The 22,878-nt window shown below is 62.1% G+C and carries 6 protein-coding genes; all 6 read right to left on the reverse strand.

The genetic code is table 11. The features are described from left to right. Positions 1–3 precede the first annotated feature (3 nt). From RGM3321_RS22315 to RGM3321_RS22340, 6 genes are read right to left on the reverse strand one after another with little or no spacing between them, the layout of a single operon-like run. Positions 4–1,407 carry an FAD-dependent oxidoreductase gene (locus RGM3321_RS22315; protein ID WP_244394859.1) on the reverse strand — a complete coding sequence of 468 codons (1,404 nt, stop codon included), beginning with the start codon at positions 1,405–1,407 and terminating at the stop codon, positions 4–6. Further along, positions 1,404–2,291, reverse strand: coding sequence for an ACP S-malonyltransferase (locus tag RGM3321_RS22320; protein WP_244394860.1), 888 nt, complete (start codon positions 2,289–2,291; stop codon positions 1,404–1,406). The genes RGM3321_RS22315 and RGM3321_RS22320 overlap by 4 nt, the downstream gene beginning before the upstream one ends. Continuing rightward, on the reverse strand, positions 2,281–7,704 hold the full coding sequence (locus RGM3321_RS22325) for a beta-ketoacyl synthase N-terminal-like domain-containing protein (RefSeq protein WP_244394861.1): 5,424 nt from the start codon (positions 7,702–7,704) through the stop codon (positions 2,281–2,283). Before RGM3321_RS22325 ends, RGM3321_RS22320 begins: the two co-directional genes overlap by 11 nt. After that, complete coding sequence (locus RGM3321_RS22330; protein WP_244394862.1) at positions 7,688–13,144, reverse strand: beta-ketoacyl synthase N-terminal-like domain-containing protein; 5,457 nt, start codon at positions 13,142–13,144, stop codon at positions 7,688–7,690. The genes RGM3321_RS22325 and RGM3321_RS22330 overlap by 17 nt, the downstream gene beginning before the upstream one ends. Continuing rightward, positions 13,145–16,165, reverse strand: coding sequence for an alpha/beta fold hydrolase (locus tag RGM3321_RS22335; RefSeq protein ID WP_244394863.1), 3,021 nt, complete (start codon positions 16,163–16,165; stop codon positions 13,145–13,147). Next, positions 16,162–22,866 (reverse strand): SDR family NAD(P)-dependent oxidoreductase, encoded by a 6,705-nt coding sequence (locus RGM3321_RS22340; RefSeq protein WP_244394864.1) that lies wholly within the window; start codon positions 22,864–22,866, stop codon positions 16,162–16,164. The genes RGM3321_RS22335 and RGM3321_RS22340 overlap by 4 nt, the downstream gene beginning before the upstream one ends. Positions 22,867–22,878 lie beyond the last annotated feature (12 nt).

Here is a 22,878-nt window from a genome sequence, read left to right on the forward strand (position 1 = left end):
GCCTCATTGCAAGTAATGGCGCATCACGCGCGGTGCGAGACGCTCGACGGCGCCCATTTTTTCGGCGATGCGCAGCAGGCGCTGGTCCAGTTGGCGTATCAGTTTCCCGGACGCCGATTCAACGCCCATCAGGTCCTTGACCAGCTCGAACTGGATGCGTGCACTGGCATTGCTGCCTTGGTCCACTGACGCGCCGAAACGCTGGGCCAGCACCAGACCTGAGGTCAGGGCGCCTTCATGGCCGCCATAGGAGAAGTCGGTTCCGCAGTACCAGATTCGTTCACGGCCTTGGATCGCCCTTATCAGGGAGCGCCGATGCAGGTCGAGTGGTCGCAGCTTGGGCAGCTTCCACTGCTTGCGCAGGATGACCTTGGATGGGTCCAGCACCATTTTCGGGTCGAACGTCACGTAAAGCGGCGTGGATGAGGGCTCGAAGTGGGTGACTACTCGGGTCAGGGTCCCCCAGGCATTGTTCGCCTCGGCCGGTGCGTCTGCGGCTTTGACGAAGACGCAGTAACTTTCGGGCGAGCCGTGGGCGACCGCTGCGCTGTCACTGTGCAGGATGGCTTCGACCGGAACATATTCGTACGCCCCGAGCAGGGTTGTCTGTTCGGGAGTGGGCGTCTCGAGCAGGCGCAGCGCCTGATCGGCGTGGTTCGCCAGTACAACCTGGTCGAAATCCTGTGATCCTGCAAACGTGCTGACCTCCACGCCCCGCTCGTGCGGACGGACAGCCGTCACTGGGGTATTCAGGCGCACCCGCGGGCCGAGCACGCGATGCATGATCTTCAGGTATCCATCAATCCCGCCTGTGGCCTTGCGCCAGTAGGCGGGTGAGAAGAACGACAGCAGATTCATGTTGAAGGAGACCGCGCAGTACACCAGGCTGTAGTCCAGTGAGGGACCATTGCATCCGGAGTACACGGTCAACAGCGGGAGCAAGGCTTGGTGGACAAAGCTGGAGTCGTAGCCCCGCTCCCTGACGAAATCTCCCACCGACCAGCTCTTGTAGCGTTCCTGGTGGAGGCTGACCTCAACCATGTCCTGATGAAACCGATCGAATGCCTGTCGCAGCGCCGGACTCAATGCTTTGCCGGTGTGCTGGTTGCTCCATAGCTCGGAGGCGTCGGGGTTCAGGCAACTGAATGACAAGGGCGCGACGAAGGTTCCCACATCGAGCGCCTTGAGATGCGCCATCAAATTGGGTGCGAGCCGCTCCGTGAAATATTCGACACCCATGTCGGCATGGATTAGCTTGCCCTCATGTATCAGGGTGTGGGTGAAAGCGTGGCCACCCAACTGCTCGCCCGCCTCGAACAGGGTGACCTGGTGCAGCGCGGCGAGATGCCAGGCAAGCGTCGCGCCTGCGGTCCCGCCACCAACGATAGCGATTCGTTGTGGTTTCATCGCGATGCCTCTTTCGATTGGTGATGGGCGTCTATGGCAGCTATAAGGCGCGTAAGTACCTGGCCCGGGCCCGGCTCGATGAAGTCGAGCAGTGAATAACGTTGCCTCAGCACTTGGATTGTCTGCAGCCAGCGCACCGGGCTGGTCAGCTGGAAAACGATTTCTTCGAGCAGATGGGTGTCAGGTACCGGTCCGCCATGGGTGGTGGAAATCAATGGACAGGTCCCGGGGCTGAAAGTGACCCGCTCCACATAGCGACTCAGGGCTACGCGTGCGGTTTCCATGTACCGGGAATGAAACGCCCCGCTGACATTCAGATGCACCGCGCGCAGGCCGCGTTGTTGAAGGTCGTGTGCCGCGCGCTCGATGGCCTGGCTCGGACCGCTGAGCACGGTTTGCTCCGGCCCGTTCACGTTGGCAATGTCGAGACTGTCCAGCCCCTGTTCGAGCAGGCAGGCCTCCAGGCCCTGGGCGTCGATGCCCATCACCGCGAGCATCGCCCCGTCCCCGGCAGCCTTCATCAGCTGTCCACGCTCGATCACCAGTTTCAAGGTGTCTGCGAAACCGAGCCGGCCGCTGGCGTGGATGGCGCCGAACAGCCCCAGGCTGTGGCCAAGCATCAGGTCGGCTCGATCTATATCGCGGTCCTGGCGCATTGCCTCGAAGCTCATCGCGCTGACGACGAATACGGCAGGCTGCGTGAAAGCGGTGTCGGCAAGTCTGCCGGCATCTTCGAGCAACTCGGCTAGCCGCAGGCCCAGCAGTGTCTCAGCGATTTCGGTCATCTCGCGGAACCTGGGCAGAAGCTCCAGCCCCATTCCAGGAAATTGCGAGCCTTGGCCAGGAAAGACGATTGCCAGCGCGCCAGGTCGTTCAAAGTTCATGCAGCACCACCTTCGGGCGTGCCGCAGGCTTTTGCCCGCGCGCCACATCATGGGTTGGGTTCAGTGAAACCAAGCCTTGGATACGCAGGACCGGACTCATGTCCTGAGCAAGAAACTCGAAATCGTGGGTCACGCTCCGGGCGGTTTTTTCGCGTCGCTGGCAGCACACGTAGGCAATCGCCGCATGAGTGGACAGCCGCTCGACCTTCTCGGCCATCCAAGGTACCCAGGCCGGACCTGCCTCTCCGTCGTCGAGCAGTAGCGCGGTCTGCAGACCGGCGTCGATGATCGCGGGCGACAGTGGCAAAGCGAAGCTGCGCGCGGGCAGCACACTCGCCTGCACCTTGTCGTCTCCAACACAGGCCCAGCGCAGCAGGCGCAGTGAGTCACCGTAGCAATAGCCCATGCGTGCGAACTTCTGGTAGATCGCTGTGCGCTGCAGGTAATGGCCCGAGTCCAGCGTCCAAGGCTGCTGCTGGTCGTGGCTGTGCTGCTCCAGGGTGGAGGCGCTGGCGACAGTAGTGTTGGCGATGGTCACTGCAAACCTATCCGCTGTCTGCTCCGTGCCGACGTAATCAAACGACTGGGCGCGGGCCTCGAATCGCACATCCATCAGTCCAGCGGTTGAAGTGTCAGCCAGCAGGCGTGCCAAGTAGTAGCCTGCCGGTACTATCGCCTGTCCGTCGATGTTGTGGTCGGCCAGCAGCGTGTCAAGGCTTTCGAAACCCGACTCCCGAGCCTGCACCCAGAGTGGCGTGCCGTCGAAGCAATATTCCGGCAGCTCGAGCGGTTCATCGGCTGCGAACAGGGCGTGCCAATCTGGCAGTGCACCACCCAGATAAGCCTGGCGAACGCTGTCCAGGTCCATGTCTTGCTGCTGGTCCGGCATGCGCATCGAGTTCATCGCGTTTGCATCACAACCCGCCACTGCAGTGCTTTCACCGTTACCACGCAGGTCTACCAACGATAGCGCCAACTGGCGGCGCAGATCCTGCGTCGAGTCGCTGCACACGGCTAGGCGGTGGCGTAGGTGATCACGCTGGTGGGCAAGGCTGGAGGCCAGGCGTGGCAGAGGCACATCGTTTTGCTCCAACCATTGCAATAGCGCGATACGAGAGGCATCCAGTGCCTGAACACTATGGGCCGACAGCATGATCAGCTGTCTCGCCGATGTCGGATGTCTCGCCGGCCTCGAGGTCTGGATCGCAGAGCTCAGCAGCACGTGTGCGTTGGCACCTCCTGCGCCAAAGGACGACAACGCCGCGCGATAGGGTTGGTTATCGCGTGCAGGCCATGGCCTGGCATGGCGATTGACCATCAGCCCGGTCGCCTGAGGCTCCAGTAATGGATTGGCCGGGTGTGCATGCAGCGACGGGAGCAGTGTGCGATGACGCATCTGCAGCAGGATCTTCACTGCACCCGCCAGTCCGGCTGCCGACTCCAGGTGGCCGATGTGGCCCTTTATCGAGCCGATCGGCAGACGCGAGGTCTCTGTGCGTCCTTCGCCAAGCACCGCCGCCAGGCTCTTGAACTCGATCGGATCGCCGAGCGCGGTGCCGGTGCCGTGAGCCTCGACGTAGTCCAGTTGCGTCGGAGCCCACTTGGCCTTGTCCAAGGCCTCGCGAATCAGGCGGGACTGCGCCTGCGGGTTGGGTGCGCTGTAGCCGTTGGATTTGCCTCCGGCATTTAGTGCCGAGGCTTCTATCACCCCGTACAACGGATCCTCATCCGCCAGAGCCCGGTCGAGCGGTTTGAGCAGCATGGCGCACACCCCTTCGCCGTCGACGAAACCATCGGCGCCCTCGCCGAACGGTCGGCATACGCCCTCTAGCGAGAGCATGTGCAAGCGGCACAAGTCGTCGTACTGTCGAGGGTGTGCGATCACGTTCACGCCTCCGACCAGGGCCATGTCGCAGTCGCCTAGGCGCAACGCATTCACCGCAGTGTGCAGAGCGGTCAAGGAGGCAGAGCATGCGGTATCGACCGCCATGCTCGGACCGTGCAGATCAAAGTGGTATGACACCCGATTGGCGATCGACCAATGCAGTGATGTCGGCCTAGGGCCGTCGCTGTCTATCGGTGTCAGGTTGGCATAGCCGGTATTCATCACGCCGACGTACACGCCGGTTCGGCTGCCCTTGAGTCGCGATGCCGGATGAGCACCATGCAGAAATGTCTGGTACGCGGTCTCCAGGAACAACCGTTCCTGGGGATCCATCAGGGTTGCGTCCATTGGTGTTATGTTGAAGAACCCGTGATCGAACCTGTCGACGTCACTGAGAAATGCACCAACACCGGCATAGGTCGACGTTTGCATTTGCTCCCGGGGCCAGCGTGCGGGAGGTACCGGACTGCTCAGAGGCACGTCCTGCAGCAGTCGCTCCCAGAGCTGTGCGGTGTCCTCCGCACCCGGGAAACGTCCGCGGTAGCCGATGATGGCGATCGCTTGCGCCTGCGCTGGTTGATCGGTGCGCATGTCAGCAGGCTGTGGTCCTTGCCCGGTCGTGGCGTGTGCATGACCCGCAGCTGTTACCTTGGCTTGCGCGCTCGTGGCGTGCTGGCCCAGATGACCGGCCAGTTGCGCGATGCTTGGGTATTCGAACAGCAAGGTCGCGGGCAGATAGCCGTAACGAGCCTGCAACGGCTTGATCAATTCCAGGCTGATCAGTGAGTCGATGCCGTAGCTGGCGAATGCAGCGTCATCGTCGAGTTCGTCGAGGGACATGTGCATGACCTTGGCGATGCTTTCACGCACGAAGTGCAGGGTGTCGGACTCCCCACCAGGCTGCGCGGCGGTTGCAGGGGCGCTGCTGTCCGCAACCTTGAAGGCTTCTGGGTGGCACTGCTCCAGATAGCCCGCCAGGTCGGCGAGGGTGGGGTATTCGAAGAACAGCGTGGCTGGCACGTATCCGACCTTGTCTTTGAACGGCTTCACTAACTCCAGCGCAATCAGGGAGTCGATCCCATAGTCCTTCAGTGCTCGCGTGGGGTCGAGATCAGAAGGGGTCAGGTGCATGACCGAGGCGATCGCGTCCCGAGCGAACGCCATCGCCGAGCTCAAGCGCACCTCGTCGATGTTCGCGGCTGCTGCGCCCGAGGTTTGGCTGGCGCTGGCGGCAGGGGCCCTTTCGGCTGGCGCGCCTGCCGTGGCCGATACAGGAACGCGGGCGACGATCAGTCCTTGGGTTTGATTGCCGTGGTGCTCGGTGTTTTCGAAGCCGGTTTCGCGCAACAGCCGCTGCCAGGTGGCCGCGTCGAGCAATGGGCTTCCTTCTATTCGCTCGGGGCCGGTGTTGAGCCACCAGCCCTTGGTCAGGCCGAACGTCAAGGTTGCGTAGTGCTGCAGTGCCGTCACCTCGTTGAGCACGATTACGCCGCCTGGACGCAATGCGCGACGAATATTGCGCAGTGACTCGCGGATGTCGCGGGTGGCGTGGATCACGTTGGTCGCCAGCACGATGTCGAATGCGCCAAGCCATTGAGGAGGCTGTTCCACGTTGTAGATGCTGGCCTCGAAGCAGGGCTGGTCGAAGGTTCTTCTGGCCCGGTTGATGAAAGATAGTGAGAGGTCGGTGAAGCGGTACTGGCCTAGCCTGTGGCCCACGCGCGCCATCACTTGCTCGGTAGTGCTGCCTGTGCCAGCGCCAATCTCGAGCACGCGAAGCGGCTGTTCAGTGCTGACGGCCAGACGCTCGACGATGGTCGCCATGGTCTGGTTGTAATAGTCGGCCACGGGGTTGTTACGGTACACCCCCTCTACCCGGTCGAAGCTGCCATGGGGGAACAGCACCTCTAGCGGATCGGTCTTGCCTTGCAGGATCGAGGCGAAGTCGGCCATGCAGGCGTCCAGCAGATCAAGGTGCGCGCGCAGGTGGGCAAAGCGCTGCAACAAGCTGTGTCGATCCAGCGCCTGGGGCGCATCCTCTATGGCGCTCAGTGCCTGGGCCAGTGCTTGGTGGTGAGCTGCGATGTTGGTGGGAATGCCTATGCGATGAATGGCGCGACGGGCGTATTCATCCAGCGCCACGCTGGCCTGCTCGTTGCGTCTGACCCATTCGGCCTGATCATCAAACGGGGGGATTAGGCTTTGAAGTTCATCGACTGGCACGACGCCTGGGCTGTCGGCGGTTTCGAAGCCCATGGCCAACAGGGCTTGTGCGTTGGCCTTGAGCGCCATCACCTGGCGTTGGTCGCTGCTGATCAGGGCTTCGATGGTGGCGATGCCGTCTTCGGCTTCGAGTGAGCCAACCCCGACCTTTTCCATGCGTTCCCGATAGTAAGGCGCGGCCACCGCGCCGACACTGCCCCAGTAACCCCAGTTGATGATCTTCGAAGGGATCTGGAAGGTCTCCTCAAGCAAGGCGGCCATGGCGTCCTTGACCGCGCAGGCGGCCGTGTAGGCGCCTTGGCCAGGATTGGCAAGGTGTGATTGGATCGAGGAAAAGAACAGCACGAAATCTACCGGATGCTGGCGCAGTGCTTGAATCAAACCATAGCTGCCCAGGAGCTTGGGCCGCAGATTGCGTTCAAGCTGGGCAGGCTGCAAGGTGTCTAGGGTCTGGTCGTGCAGATCCATCGCAGAATGAATCACCGCGTCGAACGGGCCGTGCGCTTCGAAGATCGCCTCGAGCGCTTGAGGCACGCTGATGTCGCAGGAGCTATGACGCATGAGTTCATGCAGTTCGAAGTCGGGCGCAGACCTCGAGACCAGGTGCACCCGCGCCTGATGGCGCTCAACCAGATAGCTGGCAAGCATCCGTCCCAGACCGCCCGTGCCACCCAGCACCAGATAGTGCCCGCCTTTGCGCAGGGCTAGGCCCGATACGCTGCTGTTCAGCGATGCCCGTTTGAAGTGGCGGACGGCATAGCCGTCCTGAGTGATGTGCACCGGTGTCGCGGGGGCATGTGTGGGGCGGTGGCTGAACGCGCGGTGCAAGGTGGCTACAGCGAAATCGCACAGGCTGAAGGCATTGATGCTCAGGTGGGGATACTCGCGACTGGCAGTCTGGGCCAGCCCCAGGCAGGTCGCATCCAACGGATAGCGGACATCCTGGCCGGGTGGTCCTGCAAGGGCTCGGCAGGCAACCACATCGATCCGTGCGCGCTGTAGCCGGCTCAGAGTCTTGAGCAGATTCAGCACCGCCACTGTCACCGACGTTTGTGCCCCTTGTGCCCAAGGGCTGCGTACGATGATTGCGTAGTGATCACCGGGTGGCAGGTCAAGCGGCGCTTCGGTAAAGGTTCGCACCCGCTGCTCGCCCAGTAGTCCTGCCATTTCCTCTGCCAGCGACGGCTGTGTTGCTGGCACCAGAATCCAGTCTGGCACCGATTCTTGGGGCGAATGCGCGGTCATGGTGAATTGCCAGTCAGGCTCGAAGAGGCCAAGGCTTGGTGTGTCAGCGTTGCTGTTCATGCGCGTCTCCCAAAATGTTCCCGGAATAAGGCTTGATGCCCAGGTCTATGAATTGCGCGATCACTCGGAAACGGTCATCGCAGAGCAGGATCTGGGTCCTGAAGTCGCTGGTCTTCTCAGTCAAGGCGTAGTAGGTGCCGGCCGGGCAGTCCACAGGTGCGCTCCAGACCAGTGCGCCCAGGGTGAATGGCAATACGGGTGTACTGCGGCTCTCCAGGGTCAAGGCCAATCCCGATTGCAATGCCCCGTCGAGCAACCCCCACTGCTGGATCGCTTCAGTGCCGTGGCAAATCAGGCGTGCGCATGCGAGCGGCCCTTGCCGATCAACCCAGATGACGCTGCGAAAATCCCTGCTGTACTCGATACCCAAGGCATCGAATGCCTCGTAAAGACGGGCAGCATCTATACGCCGCGCATCCGGCAGGCGTCCTTGGACCTCACGCAGGCGCTGCAATGCCTGGCTGGTCGGAGCCGGGTAATGCAGGTCGAACGAGAGCGTCCCGTTGACCAACGGTGTGTCGCCTGCCAGCAACCTGAACGTGCCATCGTCTGTAAGGGTCAGATCCAGCGCGCTATCGGCGGCGAACTGGCTGAGCGGTACGCGCCAGGTGATGTCCATCAGGCTCCTGTGCAAGGTATCGTGGCGGGCGAGACGTAACCCCCAATACAATGCGCATACGCCGGGTAGAACGCCTTGGCGGTTCACCTGATGGTCTTGGAAGACAGGGTGACGTGCGGTCACCTCCGAGGGGCGATCGTGGCAGTGCTTCAAGTTCAGCTGCAAGGTCGATGGCAGTGGGTAGCGATGGCTGCCATCGAAGCGATAAGTTGGCAAGCGTACTGGGAGTATCGAGGGGTCGAACAGTGACGGCTCAAGCGCGCCCCCCTGCAGGTAGTTGCTTGCTGCCTGTTGCAGTGCAAGGTCTTCGATTGCAGGTAGGGGATGGTCTTCGATGATGCATTCCAGGGCCTGAAGCAGGCTCTGGTGATCGTGCACCGCCACGGCAACGCGCGAGGCCATTGCGGTGCGATGCAATCCCAGGGTCTTGGTAATGGCAGCAAGACTCGCATCCGGATGTTCCGTCAGCCAGGTTTTCAGAGCCTTGGCCTGACGCTTGAGTGCTGGCGCATCGAATCCCGAGAGCACTGCAAGGCAGGGGGCTTGGTTTTGCATTCGTTCGTGGCTGGCGGGCCGTGAGGGAACGTTTTGCACCACCGCGTGTGCCCCGGAACCTCCAAAGCCATAACTGCAGACCCCGGCCCGGCGAATATCGCCGGCCTTGGGCCAGTTCTGGTTGCCGGCCTTGGCTAGTGCCGCACCCTCCAGTTTCACCCGCGGGTTCTCAGGGCCTCGCTCCGGGTTTGCCGGCACCATGGCTTCGGCGACGACCTTGACCGCCTTGATCAGGCCGAACAGTCCGGCAGCAGCCTCCAGATGGCCGAAGGCGGCCTTGGACGTGCCAAGGCAGATCGGTGCGTCGCCCCGAACGTGCATGCTGCTCAGTGCGCGACTGATGCCTTCGGCCTCGATGGGGTCGCCCAGGCGCGTGCCTGTTCCGTGGGTCTCGATGAATCCGACATCTGAGGTGCCGCCAAGGGAGCGATAAATACTTGCGATCATGTCAGACTGGGCGCTGGCGCTTGGCGCGGTCAAGGATGCGGAGCGTCCGCAATGGCCGTCCTCGACCGCTGCCAGCAGCGCACACGGCCCCAGGCCGGGCAATGTCTCTCCGGCTCTACACAACAGCATGGCAAACACGCCTTCGCCCCTGACATACCCGTTCGCAGCTTCGGCAAATGGGGAGCAGACACCATTCGGTGAGAGGAACTGTCCTGCACGCAATGCATCATCTGTGCGTGAATCGATCAGAAGATTCACCGCACCTACGAACGCCATGTCGCAGCGGCCCTGATGCAGATCGGCCGCAGCTCGGGCGAGTACGGTCAGACCGCTGGAGCAGGCCGTGTCGATCGTCACCGATGGCCCCCGCCAGTCGAATTGGTACGACAGCCGGTTGGCCAGGATGCTCGCCGAGGTGCCTGTCATGTCGTAGGCATGGGCCGTTTTTTGCCGCGCCGATACGACCGTGGCGTATTCGCAGCCTGTGGCCGCGATATAACAACCAACGCGCGCGCCGCGGTAGTCGTCGGGGACTAGGCCGGCATCTTCGAAGGTCCGCCAGCACTCTTGCAGTAGCAGACGCTGGCGTGGGTCCATGTGCGCAGCCTCAACGGCCGAAATGCCGAAAAAAGAGGCATCGAAGCTGTCGATGTCATTCAGGTAGCCGCCCGGCAAGATGCTCGGCGAATCGGATCTGACGCATGGGGCTATGCAATTGCGCTGCTCCAGCATCGCTTGCCAAAGTTCATCGATGTCCAGCCCTGCCGGGCCGACGCCTGCCATCCCGAGGATGGCCAGCGGCGCAGCCTCAAACTGGGCTGCTGGTTTGGGACTGGAAAGTTCGCTGGGCGTTTCGGTATGCAATGCGTTGGCGATGGCGGTGAGACTGCTGAGTTCGTAAAAGCGATGCGGCGCAATATCCACTGCGAGTTCGTGGCGCAAGCGCTCTGCCAACAAGTTGAAGCCGATTGAATCCACACCCGCAGCGACCAGTGACTGATTGGGGTCTTGGACCTGTACACCCAATGTTTCGGCAATTAATCTGCGCAGCTCGGTGATTCCCTGCGACTCGCTGTCGCGGCTTGGACCGCTCTCTTGCTCATGCGCCGAGCGAGCCAGCGTCTGCAACTCGGCTTGCATCAGCCTGCGCAAATCGAGCTTGCCGTTGGGGGTGTGCGGCCACTGGTCCACCAATACATAGCGTGATGGGCAACGCTGCTCGGGTAGCCGAGAGGCGACTTGTGCGCGCAGCGTTTCCACGTCGAATGGATGGCCTTGAGCCGGTCGAATGAATGCGCACAGGTAGGCGACAGGCTCCTCGCGCACCACACAGCAAGGCTCCACACCGGGTGCAAGGCGCCTGATCAGCGCCTCAGCCTCGGACAGCTCCACGCGATGGCCGCGTATCTTGACCTGAGAGTCCAGCCGACCGAGGTAGTCGATACGTTGCTCGCCCCAGGCTACAGCTCGATCGCCGGTGCGGTAGGCGCGATTGCTCTGCGCGCTGAATGGCTCGATGAAGTTGTGCTGCGGGGCCGGCGGCAGGTAACCCGCTCCGACCAACGATCCGCTGATGAGCAGTTCGCCGGGAACACCCAAGGCGAGCGGCTGCAATTGATCGTCCACGACCTGCAGGGCGGTGTTGTCCAGCGGATGCCCGATGCTGAGCGGCATGCCGCGGGTGACGCGCTGGCAACTGGCCCAGATGGTGGCCTCGGTAGGGCCGTAGACATGAAACAGCGTATGGCCTGCAGCCAGGACCCAGTCTGCCATTTCCTGACTCAGACGCTCGCCACCGCACAGTAGGGTGATGGGGCGTCGTGCCTGCCAGTCGGAGTCTTTCAACAGACGCAGGCTGGATGGGGTGAGCTGCAGGATTTCGATCCGATCTCGCTCGATACGATCGATCAGTTGTCGGCCACTGCGTCGTACAGGGTCGTCGGCCATCACAATGCAGCCGTTGCTGCACAGCGGTAGCAGTGCTTCGAGCAAGGAAATGTCAAAGCTGAGTGGAGTCAGCGCAATCCAGCGCGCACCCGGATAGCAGAACGGCATCGCGGCCATGGCCGTCAGGAAGGCTGCCAGATTGTCACGGCCGATCTGGATACCCTTGGGGACGCCAGTACTGCCTGAGGAAAACATCTGGTAGGCAATGGGGTCGATTTCTTGCGAAGACGATGTAGACGTTCCTGCCCCGGACATCACCTGTGTTTCGATGTTCAGGAGCACCGCCTGGGGAGCCGCATGGGCAAGACGGGCATGGGTAGAGCGATCGCACAGTACGTAGCTGATCTGGGTTCGGTGGATCAGATCGCTCAATGCTTCGTCGGGCAGGCCGGCCTCAAGTGGGGTGAAGCGAGCGCCGTGCTTGAGCGCTGCCAGCAGTGCGATCGGCAGCCAACGGTTGCGGCCGATGCAGACCCCGACTTGGCTGACTCCTTGTTGCGCCAGGCGTACAACGGTGGCATCGATACTGCTGCGCAGTGCGCTGTAGGTCAGCTCACCATCGTCGTCAATTACCGCAATCCGTTCTGCCTCGGCCTGTTCCAGTGCGCACAGCATCTGCTCCAGCGAAACGGGAGGGATTCGTTGGCCTCGTTCGCCAGGCTCTGGTCGCTTCAGTGTTGCCAGCGCTGCGAAGGGCTGCTGCGTGTCCTCGAGCAAGTCGTGTAGGCTGTGTTGAAACTGTTCTGCGAACTGCGCGAACCAGCGCGGCGTGCTGCGTTCGTGACTGGCTTCCAGGCGCACTTGCAGACATCCTCCGGCCATCGAGCACACGGCGGCCAGATCGTACGGTCCACCTGCGCATGGCAAGGCACGAACTTCGCAGACCTCGCCTATCGTTGGGGCGGTCGGTGTAAGCAGCCCAGGCGACTCATTGATGACGACATTGCCTGCGCTCCCCGCCGGGAACTGAGCCAGCAGCTCGTTCCATGGTGTGTGCTGGAAGGGACGGATGCGTCGACGTGTTTCGCCAATGTGTTGCAACAGTGTGTGAGCGTCTGAACAGGCATCCACGTCGACAGGCAGAGGAACAAGGTTGCTGCAGGTCCCTGCGTCGGGGCCGCCAGGCACTTGTACTGTATGGCATAGCATTATCTTGGCGTTCTGCTCCCAAGCCCGCAGGTAGCGGGCAAGGGTCAGTGCCATGGCCGCGCAGGTCAGGCGAAATCCGCTGGTTTGCAGGGTGTTGCACTGATCGGGGGTGACCCGGCTCAAGGTCATTGTGGCTGTCCTGACCTGACCTGACCGGGGGCCTGAGGCAGGCGGCATCATCGGCAGGGATTGCTCAAGGGTGTAGCCGCCGAGCAGCTCGCTCCAGAAACCTGCAGGCGCCGGTGTGCGTGGGCCGGCTGCGGGGCAGGGCACCGGCGTGCGGCCGGCGTAGCATTCGCTAAGGGCTGCCAGAAAGCGCTGTAGACTCACGCCGTCCATCACCAGGTGGCTGAAGAGGCAGTCCAGGTAGCACTGCCCGTCCTCAAGTGTCTGCAGGACGAAGCGATAGTGCCTTGAGCGGCCCTGCGTCAGGGATTGCAATGGTTGCGGGCAACTATCGTATTCCAGCACCTCAGGGCTGAGGGCCAGGCGCTTGCTGAGCAGCGTGCCGTTGTTGAGCAAAAACGTATTGCGCAGGCTGGCGAAGGGCCCGGCCAGCAACCTATACAGTGCATGGTCCAGAAGCTGGACATCCACCGATGATGCCAGCGCGAAGCGGTAGCTCAATATCAGTCCCGGATCGCCGGCATGCGTCTGGCTGCGGCGCCAGATCAGCGTTTCTTCTGGTGTGGCAGGACGGCAATCGGCAATGAGGGTGTCCATTCAAGCTACCTGAGTGACGTTGGCGGAGGGCTTGCTGACGTGTAGCCAGTCGAGCAACGTTCGGTTGACGAGCGTGGCGTGTGTCAGAGGCGAGAAGTGACCGGCATCGGCAATCTCCAAGAACCGTGCCTTTTCGAGCTGTCGCAGCGGCATGACGCACTGGGCCTGGATCACATTGTCCTGAGCGCCGTGGATGACCAGCAGCGGCACGTTCAGATCTCCCAATGCCTCGCGGATGTCGAATGTACTCAGCGCATTAATGTAGGCACCCAGGCTCCTGAGGTTCAGGCCCGCGCCGATCCGTGAGGCGACGCTGCCGTTACCCGGTAGAATTTGGTCGAACATCTCGCCGCGCCCCTCCAGTTCACTTTGCGCTTGCAGAGTGTCTTCCAGGATCGTCTCGCCGAACCACGGCGCGGCACTGATCACCGTGATGGGCCCTACGCAGGGCGAGTGTTGGAGCGCAGCATGCAGTGCCACGCAGCCTCCAAGCGACCAGCCGATGCACGGTACTGGCTGACCCGCCACGGACAGTTCCTCGCACAATTGCGCCAATTGCGCAGCGACCCTACCCAGATCGATCTCTGGGGTATCGGGCTGTACTGCGTCATGCAGCGGCAATTCGACGATGCAAGGATTCCAGCCATCACGACGCAGCATGGGCAACTGCTGCACCCAGATTCTGGGTGAGGCATTGAGCGGGCTGACCAGTATCACAGGCGGCAAGTTGCCTGCCTGGTCCAGCACTGTCAGGCCGCTGCGGGTCTGACGCCGGCGCAGGCCCAGTGGCAGGTCGGTCGCCGCTTGGTCAGCTACCCGGCCCGACTGCGCCGCACGTTCGATCAGCGTGGCCAGTTCGGCAAGAGTGCTTGCGGCAAAGGCCTGTTCGACAGCTATCTTCCCGCTCCGTTTCTGGAAGGGTGCCAGCAGTTGCAGTACCGTCAGGGAGTCGAGCCCAAGGCTGGACAGCGGAGCTTGGCTATCGACCTCTTCGAGTCGGTAGCCGCACAGCTGGGCCAGGCGTTGGCGCAGTTCCTCCAGCACGTTGGCGGATCCGCCAGCGTTGTCCTGGTCTGTGGCTGTGCTTGGCAGGCCAGGCCAGAACGCGCGGCGGGCGAAGGGGTAGGGGGGCACATGGATGGCCTGGGATACTCCGATGCGGGTAGCCATGCCTTGCAGCCAGCGAGCAGCGACGCCGTCGGGTCGACGAGTGCTGGCGGGCAGCTCTTGGTAGTCGCGAGCGACAACCACCCCTGTCGGAGTCGAGCGCCCCCATCGCGCCAGGGCATCGACCACTTGGTCGACCTGCTCTGCGCAGACCACCGCCCGCACGGCCTGAGGCGTTCTGGCGGCACAACTGGCACACACTTGTGCATATGACAGTGTGCCTTGGGCGAGAAATCGGGCCAGCAATAGTGCCGTTCTTTGTAGTCCGGCCTCACTGGCGGCGCTGATGCACAGGCCTTCGATATCGACCTGTACAGCGCTTGCGCTGCCTGGCTTGTGCAACAACACATGGGCGTTCACACCGGTGAAGCCGAACGCGCTGATGGCGATGCCGGCGCCGGGCGGCAGCGCATGTGCGGTGTGCGGGGATGATACCGGCATGATGTCGTGCCAGTGCGAAGAAGAGGATGGCCTCAGCAGCGGCCCGGGTATCTGCTGCCGGTCCAGGGCCAATAGAGCCTTGAGCACGCTGAGTAGCCCAGAACTGACCAAGGTATGACCGAAGATCGTTTTGTTCGCTCCAAGGTATCGCAGCCCTTGTCCCTCGAGCTCCCCGTAGGTCTGCGCCAACGCCTTGGCTTCGAGCGGATCGCCCACTGGGGTTCCTGTACCGTGGGTCTCGATCAGGGCAATGTGCTCAGGTCCTTGCCCACCTTGTCGTCGCGCATCCTCCCAGGCTGCACGGATGACCTCGGTTTGCCCGCTCACACTCGGCGACATCAGGCCATTGCTGCGACCATCGTGGCCAACCGCACTGCCATCGAGCTGCGCGAGCATTGCCAGCCCCAGGTTCTGGGCCACCTCTTGGGTGGTCAACAACAGCGCTCCGGCGCCCTCGGCGGGTGCGAAGCCGTCAGCGCGTTCGTCGAATGCAAGACAGTGCCCGGAGGCAGAGAGCACCTGGCTTGCCTGTGCTAGGCGAAAAACTTCATCGGTGCAGAACAGCGTCGCTGCGCAGACGATAGCGGCATCGCACTCGCCACTGCGTAACGCCATGGCGGCTTGGTGTAGTGCCACCAGGAAGGATGAGCAGGCGGTGTCGATCGAAAGCACAGGTCCCGGCAGGTCGAAACAGTAGGCGATACGACCGGCCAAGGCGGAGAACGCATTGCCGGTGAAAGCCGCAGCACTGATTGCTTGCTCGCTGTGTGCGCTGAGTACGTGGCGGTAGTCGCCCGGCAGCCCGGTGGCGAATACGCCGCAACGCAGTGTCTTGAGCTCGGTCAGGGTCAGTCCGCTGCACTCAATGGCGTGCCAGGCCTGCTCCAGGGAAAGCCGTTGCTGCGGATCGACGCAGACCGACTCGTTGGGCGAGAGATGGAAGAAGCCATTGTCGAAGGCGTCGATGTCCCGCAGAAACCCACCCTTGAAGCTCCCGGTTCGTTTGTGCTCACCCATGACGCCGGTTTGCGGTTTGCCGCTCTCGAGCACTGCCCACAGTTCGTCGAGCGATGCCGCACCTGGGAAACGACCGGCGGCGCCCACGATCACCGGTGTGCGTCCAGTCTTGGAGCGAGGGTTTTCGTTTGGAGTTGTCCGTGTTGTGGTCGAAGGTTCGATGCGTACTTGAAGCAGTTTCAATAGCTCGCGCAGCGAGGCGGCCTCAAACAGGTCCGCCGTGCGGCAGGGCACTGCGAAGCGTTGGGCAATGGCCTTCGCCAGCTGCGCCGCGAGGATCGAATCGACGCCACGTTCGATGTAGGGTTCGTCTGCGTCGAGCGGCTCGACTTCGAGCAGCGCATCGGCGAACAGTTTCTGCAGGGCCGATAACGATAATGCGTCAGGGTGAGTCATGAGGCCTCCAGGTCTGCGGCGGTTTCGAACCAGTAAGGTTTGCTGTCGAAGGCATAGCCAGGTAGCGAAATGCGTCTGCCGGGGCCCTTCAGGTAAATGCGTCTGAGCGTGTCGCGGCCCTGCAGGTAAGCGGACGCAAGCTCGGTGACGACGCTGTTGTCGAGCTCCAGCAGCGGCCCTTCGTTGACGTGGCTCCTGAGGGCTTGGGGCTCGACGTAGTGCAAGGCCGCGCTGCTCAACTGCTCGATCAATGAGGGCAGATCCATGGCGCTTACCACCAGTCGGTGCTCGAAGCTTTCACGCCCTATTGCCAAGGTCCGGGCCACGTCTGCCAGGGGCAGGTGCGGGTTGCTGCGCAGATGCTCGATCAGTTCATCGCGCATGCGTTCAAGCGATTCCTTGGTTCTGGCGCACAGGCCTACCAAGTGCAGTTGCCCAGGTTGTGCCGTGACTTGTTGTGTCGGTGCATCGGCCTGCGTTAGCACCACATGCGCATTGGTGCCGCCAAAGCCGAAGGAACTAATGCCTGCGACACGGTCGTTTGACCGCCAGGGTTGCTTTTCGGTGAGCAGTGAAAAAGGCGTGTCCTGTAGGTCGATTTCCCGATTTTGCTGACGGAAGTTCAAGTTGGCAGGCAGCCAGCCGGTCTCTATCGCCTTGATGACCTTGACCAAGGCCGGTACGGCTGCTGCAGGTTCCAGGTGGCCCGTATTGGTCTTGACCGCTCCGACCAGCACGCTTGCCGGTGGCTTTGCGGGGGCTTGCTGGGCGATGAAGGCACTCAGGGCTTGCAGCTCTATCGGGTCACCAAGGCGCGTCCCGGTGCCATGCGCCTCGATGTAGCCCAGGCGCTCTGCCAACTCGGGCGTGTACGCCGCCAGCAACAGATCACACTGGGCGTTCGGGTTGGGGGAAGTCAGCGAATTGGCACGCCCCCCGTGATTGACCTGGCTGGCGACGATCCGCGCTCTGATGTTGTCGCCATCGCGCACCGCATCGGCGTAGCGCTTGATGAGGAAGGCGCCACACCCTTCACCGCGCACATAGCCATCAGCCGATTCATCGAACGTGGCGCAGCGAGCGCTCGCCGACAACACACCCATGCTGGCGGCCGCGTGGGTTACGACCGGGTCGATCATTAGGCTGACTCCGCCACACAGTACCGTATCGCACTCCTGTTCCTGCAGGGCCTTGATGCCGCGATGCAAGGCGACCAGTGTTGACGAGCAAGCGGTGTCGACCGTTTCGCTGGGGCCACTGAAACCGAATTGGTAGGACACCCGGTTGGAGAGCATCGCATGAGCGTTGCCCGTGGCGGCGAAGGGATGTTTTGAGCGACCCCACAGCTGCAGCAGCACCTGGTAGTCGTTGAACTGCACGCCCGCGAAGACACCGGTGCGAGTGATGTCGCCTGGTCGATAGCCCGCGTCGAGGCAGGCGTTGTATGCCGTTTGCAGGAACAGTCGATGCTGGGGATCCATCAGCATCGCCTCACGTGCCGAGAGACCAAAGAAGCGTGCATCGAAATGCTCGATATTCCGCACCGCACCGCCGTAGAGGTCCTCCTCGGGCCAGCGCGTCATCGGCACGATGGCGCTGCGCCCATGCAGGAGCGAGTCCCAGAATGTCTCGACAGTGTCCCCACCTGGCAACGTGGCGGCCATACCGATGATGGCATAGCCTGTGAGCGATTCATCGGGATGGCCGGCGTCGGGTGCTCTGCTCGTGCTTAGGTCTTGTGTGTCGGATGCCCGTTGGCTGTCGAGATAGCGGACCAACTGACTCGGGGTGTTGTAGCGAAACAGGGCGCTGGCGGCCATCGGCACCGAGAACCGAGCCTGTACGTTTTTCGCCAGTTCTTGTAGGCCGACCGAGTCGAGCCCCATCTCGCCCCAACGCGCCTCAGGATCAATCCTCTGCGCAGGAATGGCGGTGAGCGTCTCGAGCAGTTCGTTCACTGCCTCACGCAATGCATCAGGTGAGTTCGACTCGCAAGCCCGATTGCCTGCGGGATCTTGGCGAGGTGGTGCGAGCAACCGTTCGGTGATGCGTCCGGTATCGCCGCCAAGTACCGCCACCGCCCACACATCTGCGGCCAGTGCTGAGGGCAGTCGCAGTACCAGATCTACCCCAGTGTTCGCTTCAAGGGGCTCGAGCCCGGTTTCATGTGTCATGAACTGAAGGGTCTGGGTATCGACTTGCATGCCAGTGTCTTTCCAGAGCGGCCATGCGACGCTGAGGGTGCGGCCATGGCGCTGCCCGAGCGCCACCGCACGGCTGCGCGCCTGGGCGAAACCATCGAGCCAGGCGTTAGCGTAGGCGTAGTCGGTCTGCCCTGCGTTGCCGAATGCCGCAGCGATTGAAGAGAACAGCATGAACAGGTCCAACGGGGCCGAGCCGATCGCTTCGTCCAGCGCCAGGGTGGTCTCGATCTTGCTGCGTGCGACTTGTTCAAAGTCTTCGAACGCCTTGTCGGTCAGTACCCCATCGCGCAGCACGCCGCTCGCGATCAGCACACCGTTCAGTGGGCTCATTTGGGCGAGCAATGCCTTGGCTGCCCCGACGTCTGCCAGGTCAGCGCTGTAGTAGCGAACCGTCCCGCCCTGCGCGCTCATTTGTTGGCACTCATGCCTGATGTGCGCGCTGTCAGGTCGCCGTCCTACCAGGCTGATATGGGCACCGAAGTCACTCGCCAGTCGGCGAGCGACGGCTTGGCCGATTCCGCCGAAGCCTCCGGCGATCAGGTAATGTCCGCCCTGACGCCATAGCGTCGGGGGTGCGACTGGCAACTCTATCGGGCGCCATTGCAGGCGTTGGCTTTGCGTGCCCTGCAGGCGTTCGTGCACGTGGCCGCTGACTGGTATGAACGCTAGGCGTGCCAAGGCCTGCTGGAGAACATTGGGGTGAGCCAGCGAACCGCCGAGCTGCAGTGACAAGATCCTCAGTTGCGGTTGTTCCTTGCAAAGACTGCGCAGCAAGCCGACGAGACCTGCTTGGGCATCGGGTTCGTTTGGCAGACAGACCATCAGTGATCTTGGGCCTTGCAGATGAGCAATGGCTTGGAACAGTGCCCAGTGCAGCGCGCGTTGGGTAGGCTCCTGCGCGATAGGGGTACTCGATGTGTTACCTAGGGCAATGACGATGGGATGCTCTTGCGGGATGTCGTCGAGTGCGCGCTTGCAGGCTTGTACGAGGTTGGTGGTACGGGGGGCGCCGCAGGACGATGTTGGCGCCGGGTCGACCGGGTCCAGCACGACGATCCGATGCCCATGGCCTCGGAGTTGTCGATCCAGCTCCGGATCGACAATTAAGGTGAAGGGGCTGGTGAACGTGCGCGTTGTCTCGGACGCATTGGACGTGAAGTCCGCAACTGCGAGCAGAAGCCTATCATCGGTTTCTGGTGGTGGATTCGAGCTTTGTGGTTCGTGTGATACACGTAGTTCATTGGCCCACAGTGGTATTTTCTCGAAAGGATAACTCGGCAGGTCGAGCATCTTGCCCGGTGGGTTGTGGTGCCGCCAGTCGATGCTTTCCCCTGCCTGAAAGCGGCTGGCTGCCTGCTCGAGCTGAGCGCTGAAGGTCGCTTGGTGCGCAGTCGACGATGCCAGTGCGTTGGCCAGGTCATCCAGGTCGGTGACCAAGGCGCAGAACCTGTAGCGCATTGCCGGACGGGTCACGTTTAACGTGTAGGCGACGTCCTCCAGGCACAGCCCCTCCTGCTTAAGCAGGTAGTCGAGGATGGCGGCCTTGAGCGCATTCAACGACGCTTCACTTTGCGCGCTGATGGCCACTGCCATGGGTACGGCGTCATGTCGTGCCGGTGCATTCACCTGCGGCGGCATGTATTCGCCCACGATGACATGGGCGTTGGCACCACCAGCGCCGAAGCTGCTTAGACCGGCGTAGCGACGCTGGCCGTCAGGTGTGTTCCAAGGCACAAGTTCGGTCTGCGGACGAACTGTTCCCTCACCGACGGGTATCAATGGATTGGCGATGTCGCAACCGATCGTAGGGGCGAGCGAGCGGTGACGAAGTTGCAACACGATCTTGGCCAACCCCGCCAGACCGGCGGCAGGCTCCAGATGGCCGATATTGCTTTTGATCGATCCTACGGCGCAGTGCCCGTAATCACGTGCCCCATATATGCCGTTCAGCGCTTCGATCTCGATCGGATCTCCTAAGCGAGTGCCGGTGCCATGCGCCTCGATGTAGGTGATGTCGTGTGCCTGGCGGTCGGCATCGCGCAGTGCGGCTTCGATGACCTTGGTTTGCGCTGCTGCCGAGGGTACCGTGAAGCCGCTGCTGCGCCCGCCTGCGTTAACCGCGCTACCATGGATGACCGCATGGATGCGTGCGTCGGCATCGATTGCCTCCTGCAAGGGCTGAAGGACGAAGACCACGTGCCCTTCACCTGGGACATACCCGTCTGCCTGTGCACCGAAGGTATGACAGCGGCCTGTCGGGCTGAGGAATTTGCCCTGGCTGAGCACCCGATATTTATGTGGGCTGACCATGATATTGGCTGCGCCTACGATTGCCTGCCGGCACTCGCCGCGGCGCAGTGCTGCGATGGCCAGATGGAGGGCCGTCAGCGATCCTGAGCACATGGTATCCAAGGTCAGCGATGGCCCACGGAAGTCGAAATGATAAGAAAGCCGGTTGGCCTGGGCAGAGAACGAGGTGTCGATGGGCTGGGACGCTTCCAATTGCTGGTAGTGTCCGTACATCGCTGCGATGAAAACCCCTACGTCTGGAGTCGGCGCGGCGAAGAATCCTGAGTTTTCCAGCGCATGGTGAGTCGTCTGCAGCAGTTTGCGCTCGGCTGGGTCCATGCGCTCGGCAGCTTTGAACGTGGTTTGGAAGAACAGCGGGTCGAACATCTCGACATTGTCGATGAAGCCGCCATGGCGGGCATAGCTACGGCCCGCGGCGCTGGCATCGCTGTCATAGAACGCGCGCCAGTCCCAGCGTTGCGATGGGACGGGGCGCACTGCCAATCGCGCTTCTGCCAGCAGCGGCCACAATTCTTCCATGCTGGTAGCACCTGGAAAAGAGCCCGCCATACCGACGATGGCAATATCCTGCGCCCGCCAGTGCGGCTCGTCCTGGGTGTGAGAGCGCACATCTGGGGAGGGGGCTCGCCAAGTGAGCTCGGGAGGGGACTGGGGGGCCACCGCGGGCTCGGGCTGCAGTCCAATGATTGCCGCGCGAGCCTCTATGTAGGCCGACAGGCTCGAGATACTCGGGTGCTCGAACAGGATGGAGCGGGGGACTCTAGTGACCATGCCTGCCTCGGCCAGGCGGCGTTCGATCTCTGCGGCAATGCTGATCGCCGCGACTGAGTCAGCGCCGTGATCCAGCACGTTTTCAGCCTCTGCGAGATTTTCCAGGCCAGTAAACTTGGCAATGGCTTGGCGCACTAGCAGCTTAGTATCCAGCGTTGGCGCGCGACTGGCTTTCGCCGCTTGTCGACCGGAGGGTGCCTCAGTCAGCAGCCTGCCAGCGTAAATCAGGGCGTCGGCGCAGCGGGCGGCAAGCAGCTCATCCATCGCCGCCAGGGCTTTGTCAGGGGCCATAGGCAACAGCAGTCCGCGGTCCTGGCCCATCGCCATACCGCTCACATCCCAGATACCCCAGCCGATGGTTGACCAGCCCGTATGGCCTTGCAGGCATTGCCGCTCAGCCAGAGCATGCAGGTAGGCGTTGGCTGATGCGTAGGCCGTCTGTCCTGCCAGACCGACGGTTGCTGATAGCGAGCCGAACATGACCACGCGGCGTATTGCCATCTCGTTCTGCAGATGCGCAAGGGCAAGGGCCGGCGCGATCTTGGTCTTCATGACCTTTTCCAAAGAGGGAGTCGTCTGCGATTGGAAAAGGCCATCTTCCAGATGACCGGCGAGGTGAAAGACGGTGTCCACCCGACCGTAGCGTTCATGGAGCGTCGAAAGCGTCTGTCGCAGGCTCTCGGTGTCCGTCGCATCGCCTTGGAAGTAGCCTGAGCAACCCAGCGCTTTCAAGCGCGAGCGTCGTTCATCGCTCAAGGGCGAGCGGCCCATGACGAAAACCGGTTGCTGGCCGACGATATGTTCCAGCAGGTGCTGGCCGATGCCACCCAAGCCGCCGATGATCAGCGCCGGCCCGTCCTGGCTTCTGGGTTCGTTCGCGAGCGGCGTTACTTGTTGGTGCAGATGAGCCACTAGGCGCTTGCCACCCTCGACTCGCAGGCGCCGAAGCCCTTCCTGCTGCATTAGCCCGCAGATGGTGAGTGACTGTGCCAGGCTCGCATCGCTTTCCAGCCAGGTGTGAGCCAGTTGTTCGGTTTCGCAGCGCAGGGATTGCAACAAGCCGTGCGCAGCAGCTGCGTCGGCGTTGGCGATACCGCTGAAAAGCAAAAGCTTCAGAGGCGTGCCCGTCGCCAGCAGCGCGGCGATGATGCGATGAATCGACTCAAACTGGCTTTGCGCCAGCTGCCATGGGCCAGAGGTTTCGGTTTCGGATACAGCCACCAGCACAGTGTCGCCCGCCGCGAGGGCGCTGCCTGCGATCCGGTCGGCATCGATCGGAATGCAGCCGTCGGGGGTATCGCAGTGTTGGCCATCTGCTATTGCAAGCCACGTTCTACCGGTCGAGGCAGGGCTGCAAGATTCGGCAGACCATACGATTTTCGCGGTGTGGCAAGTCGAACGCTCATCGGATTGCATGGCATTGCCTTC

The sequence above is a fragment of the Pseudomonas sp. RGM 3321 genome (genome assembly GCF_022836805.1).
Lineage (GTDB): Bacteria > Pseudomonadota > Gammaproteobacteria > Pseudomonadales > Pseudomonadaceae > Aquipseudomonas.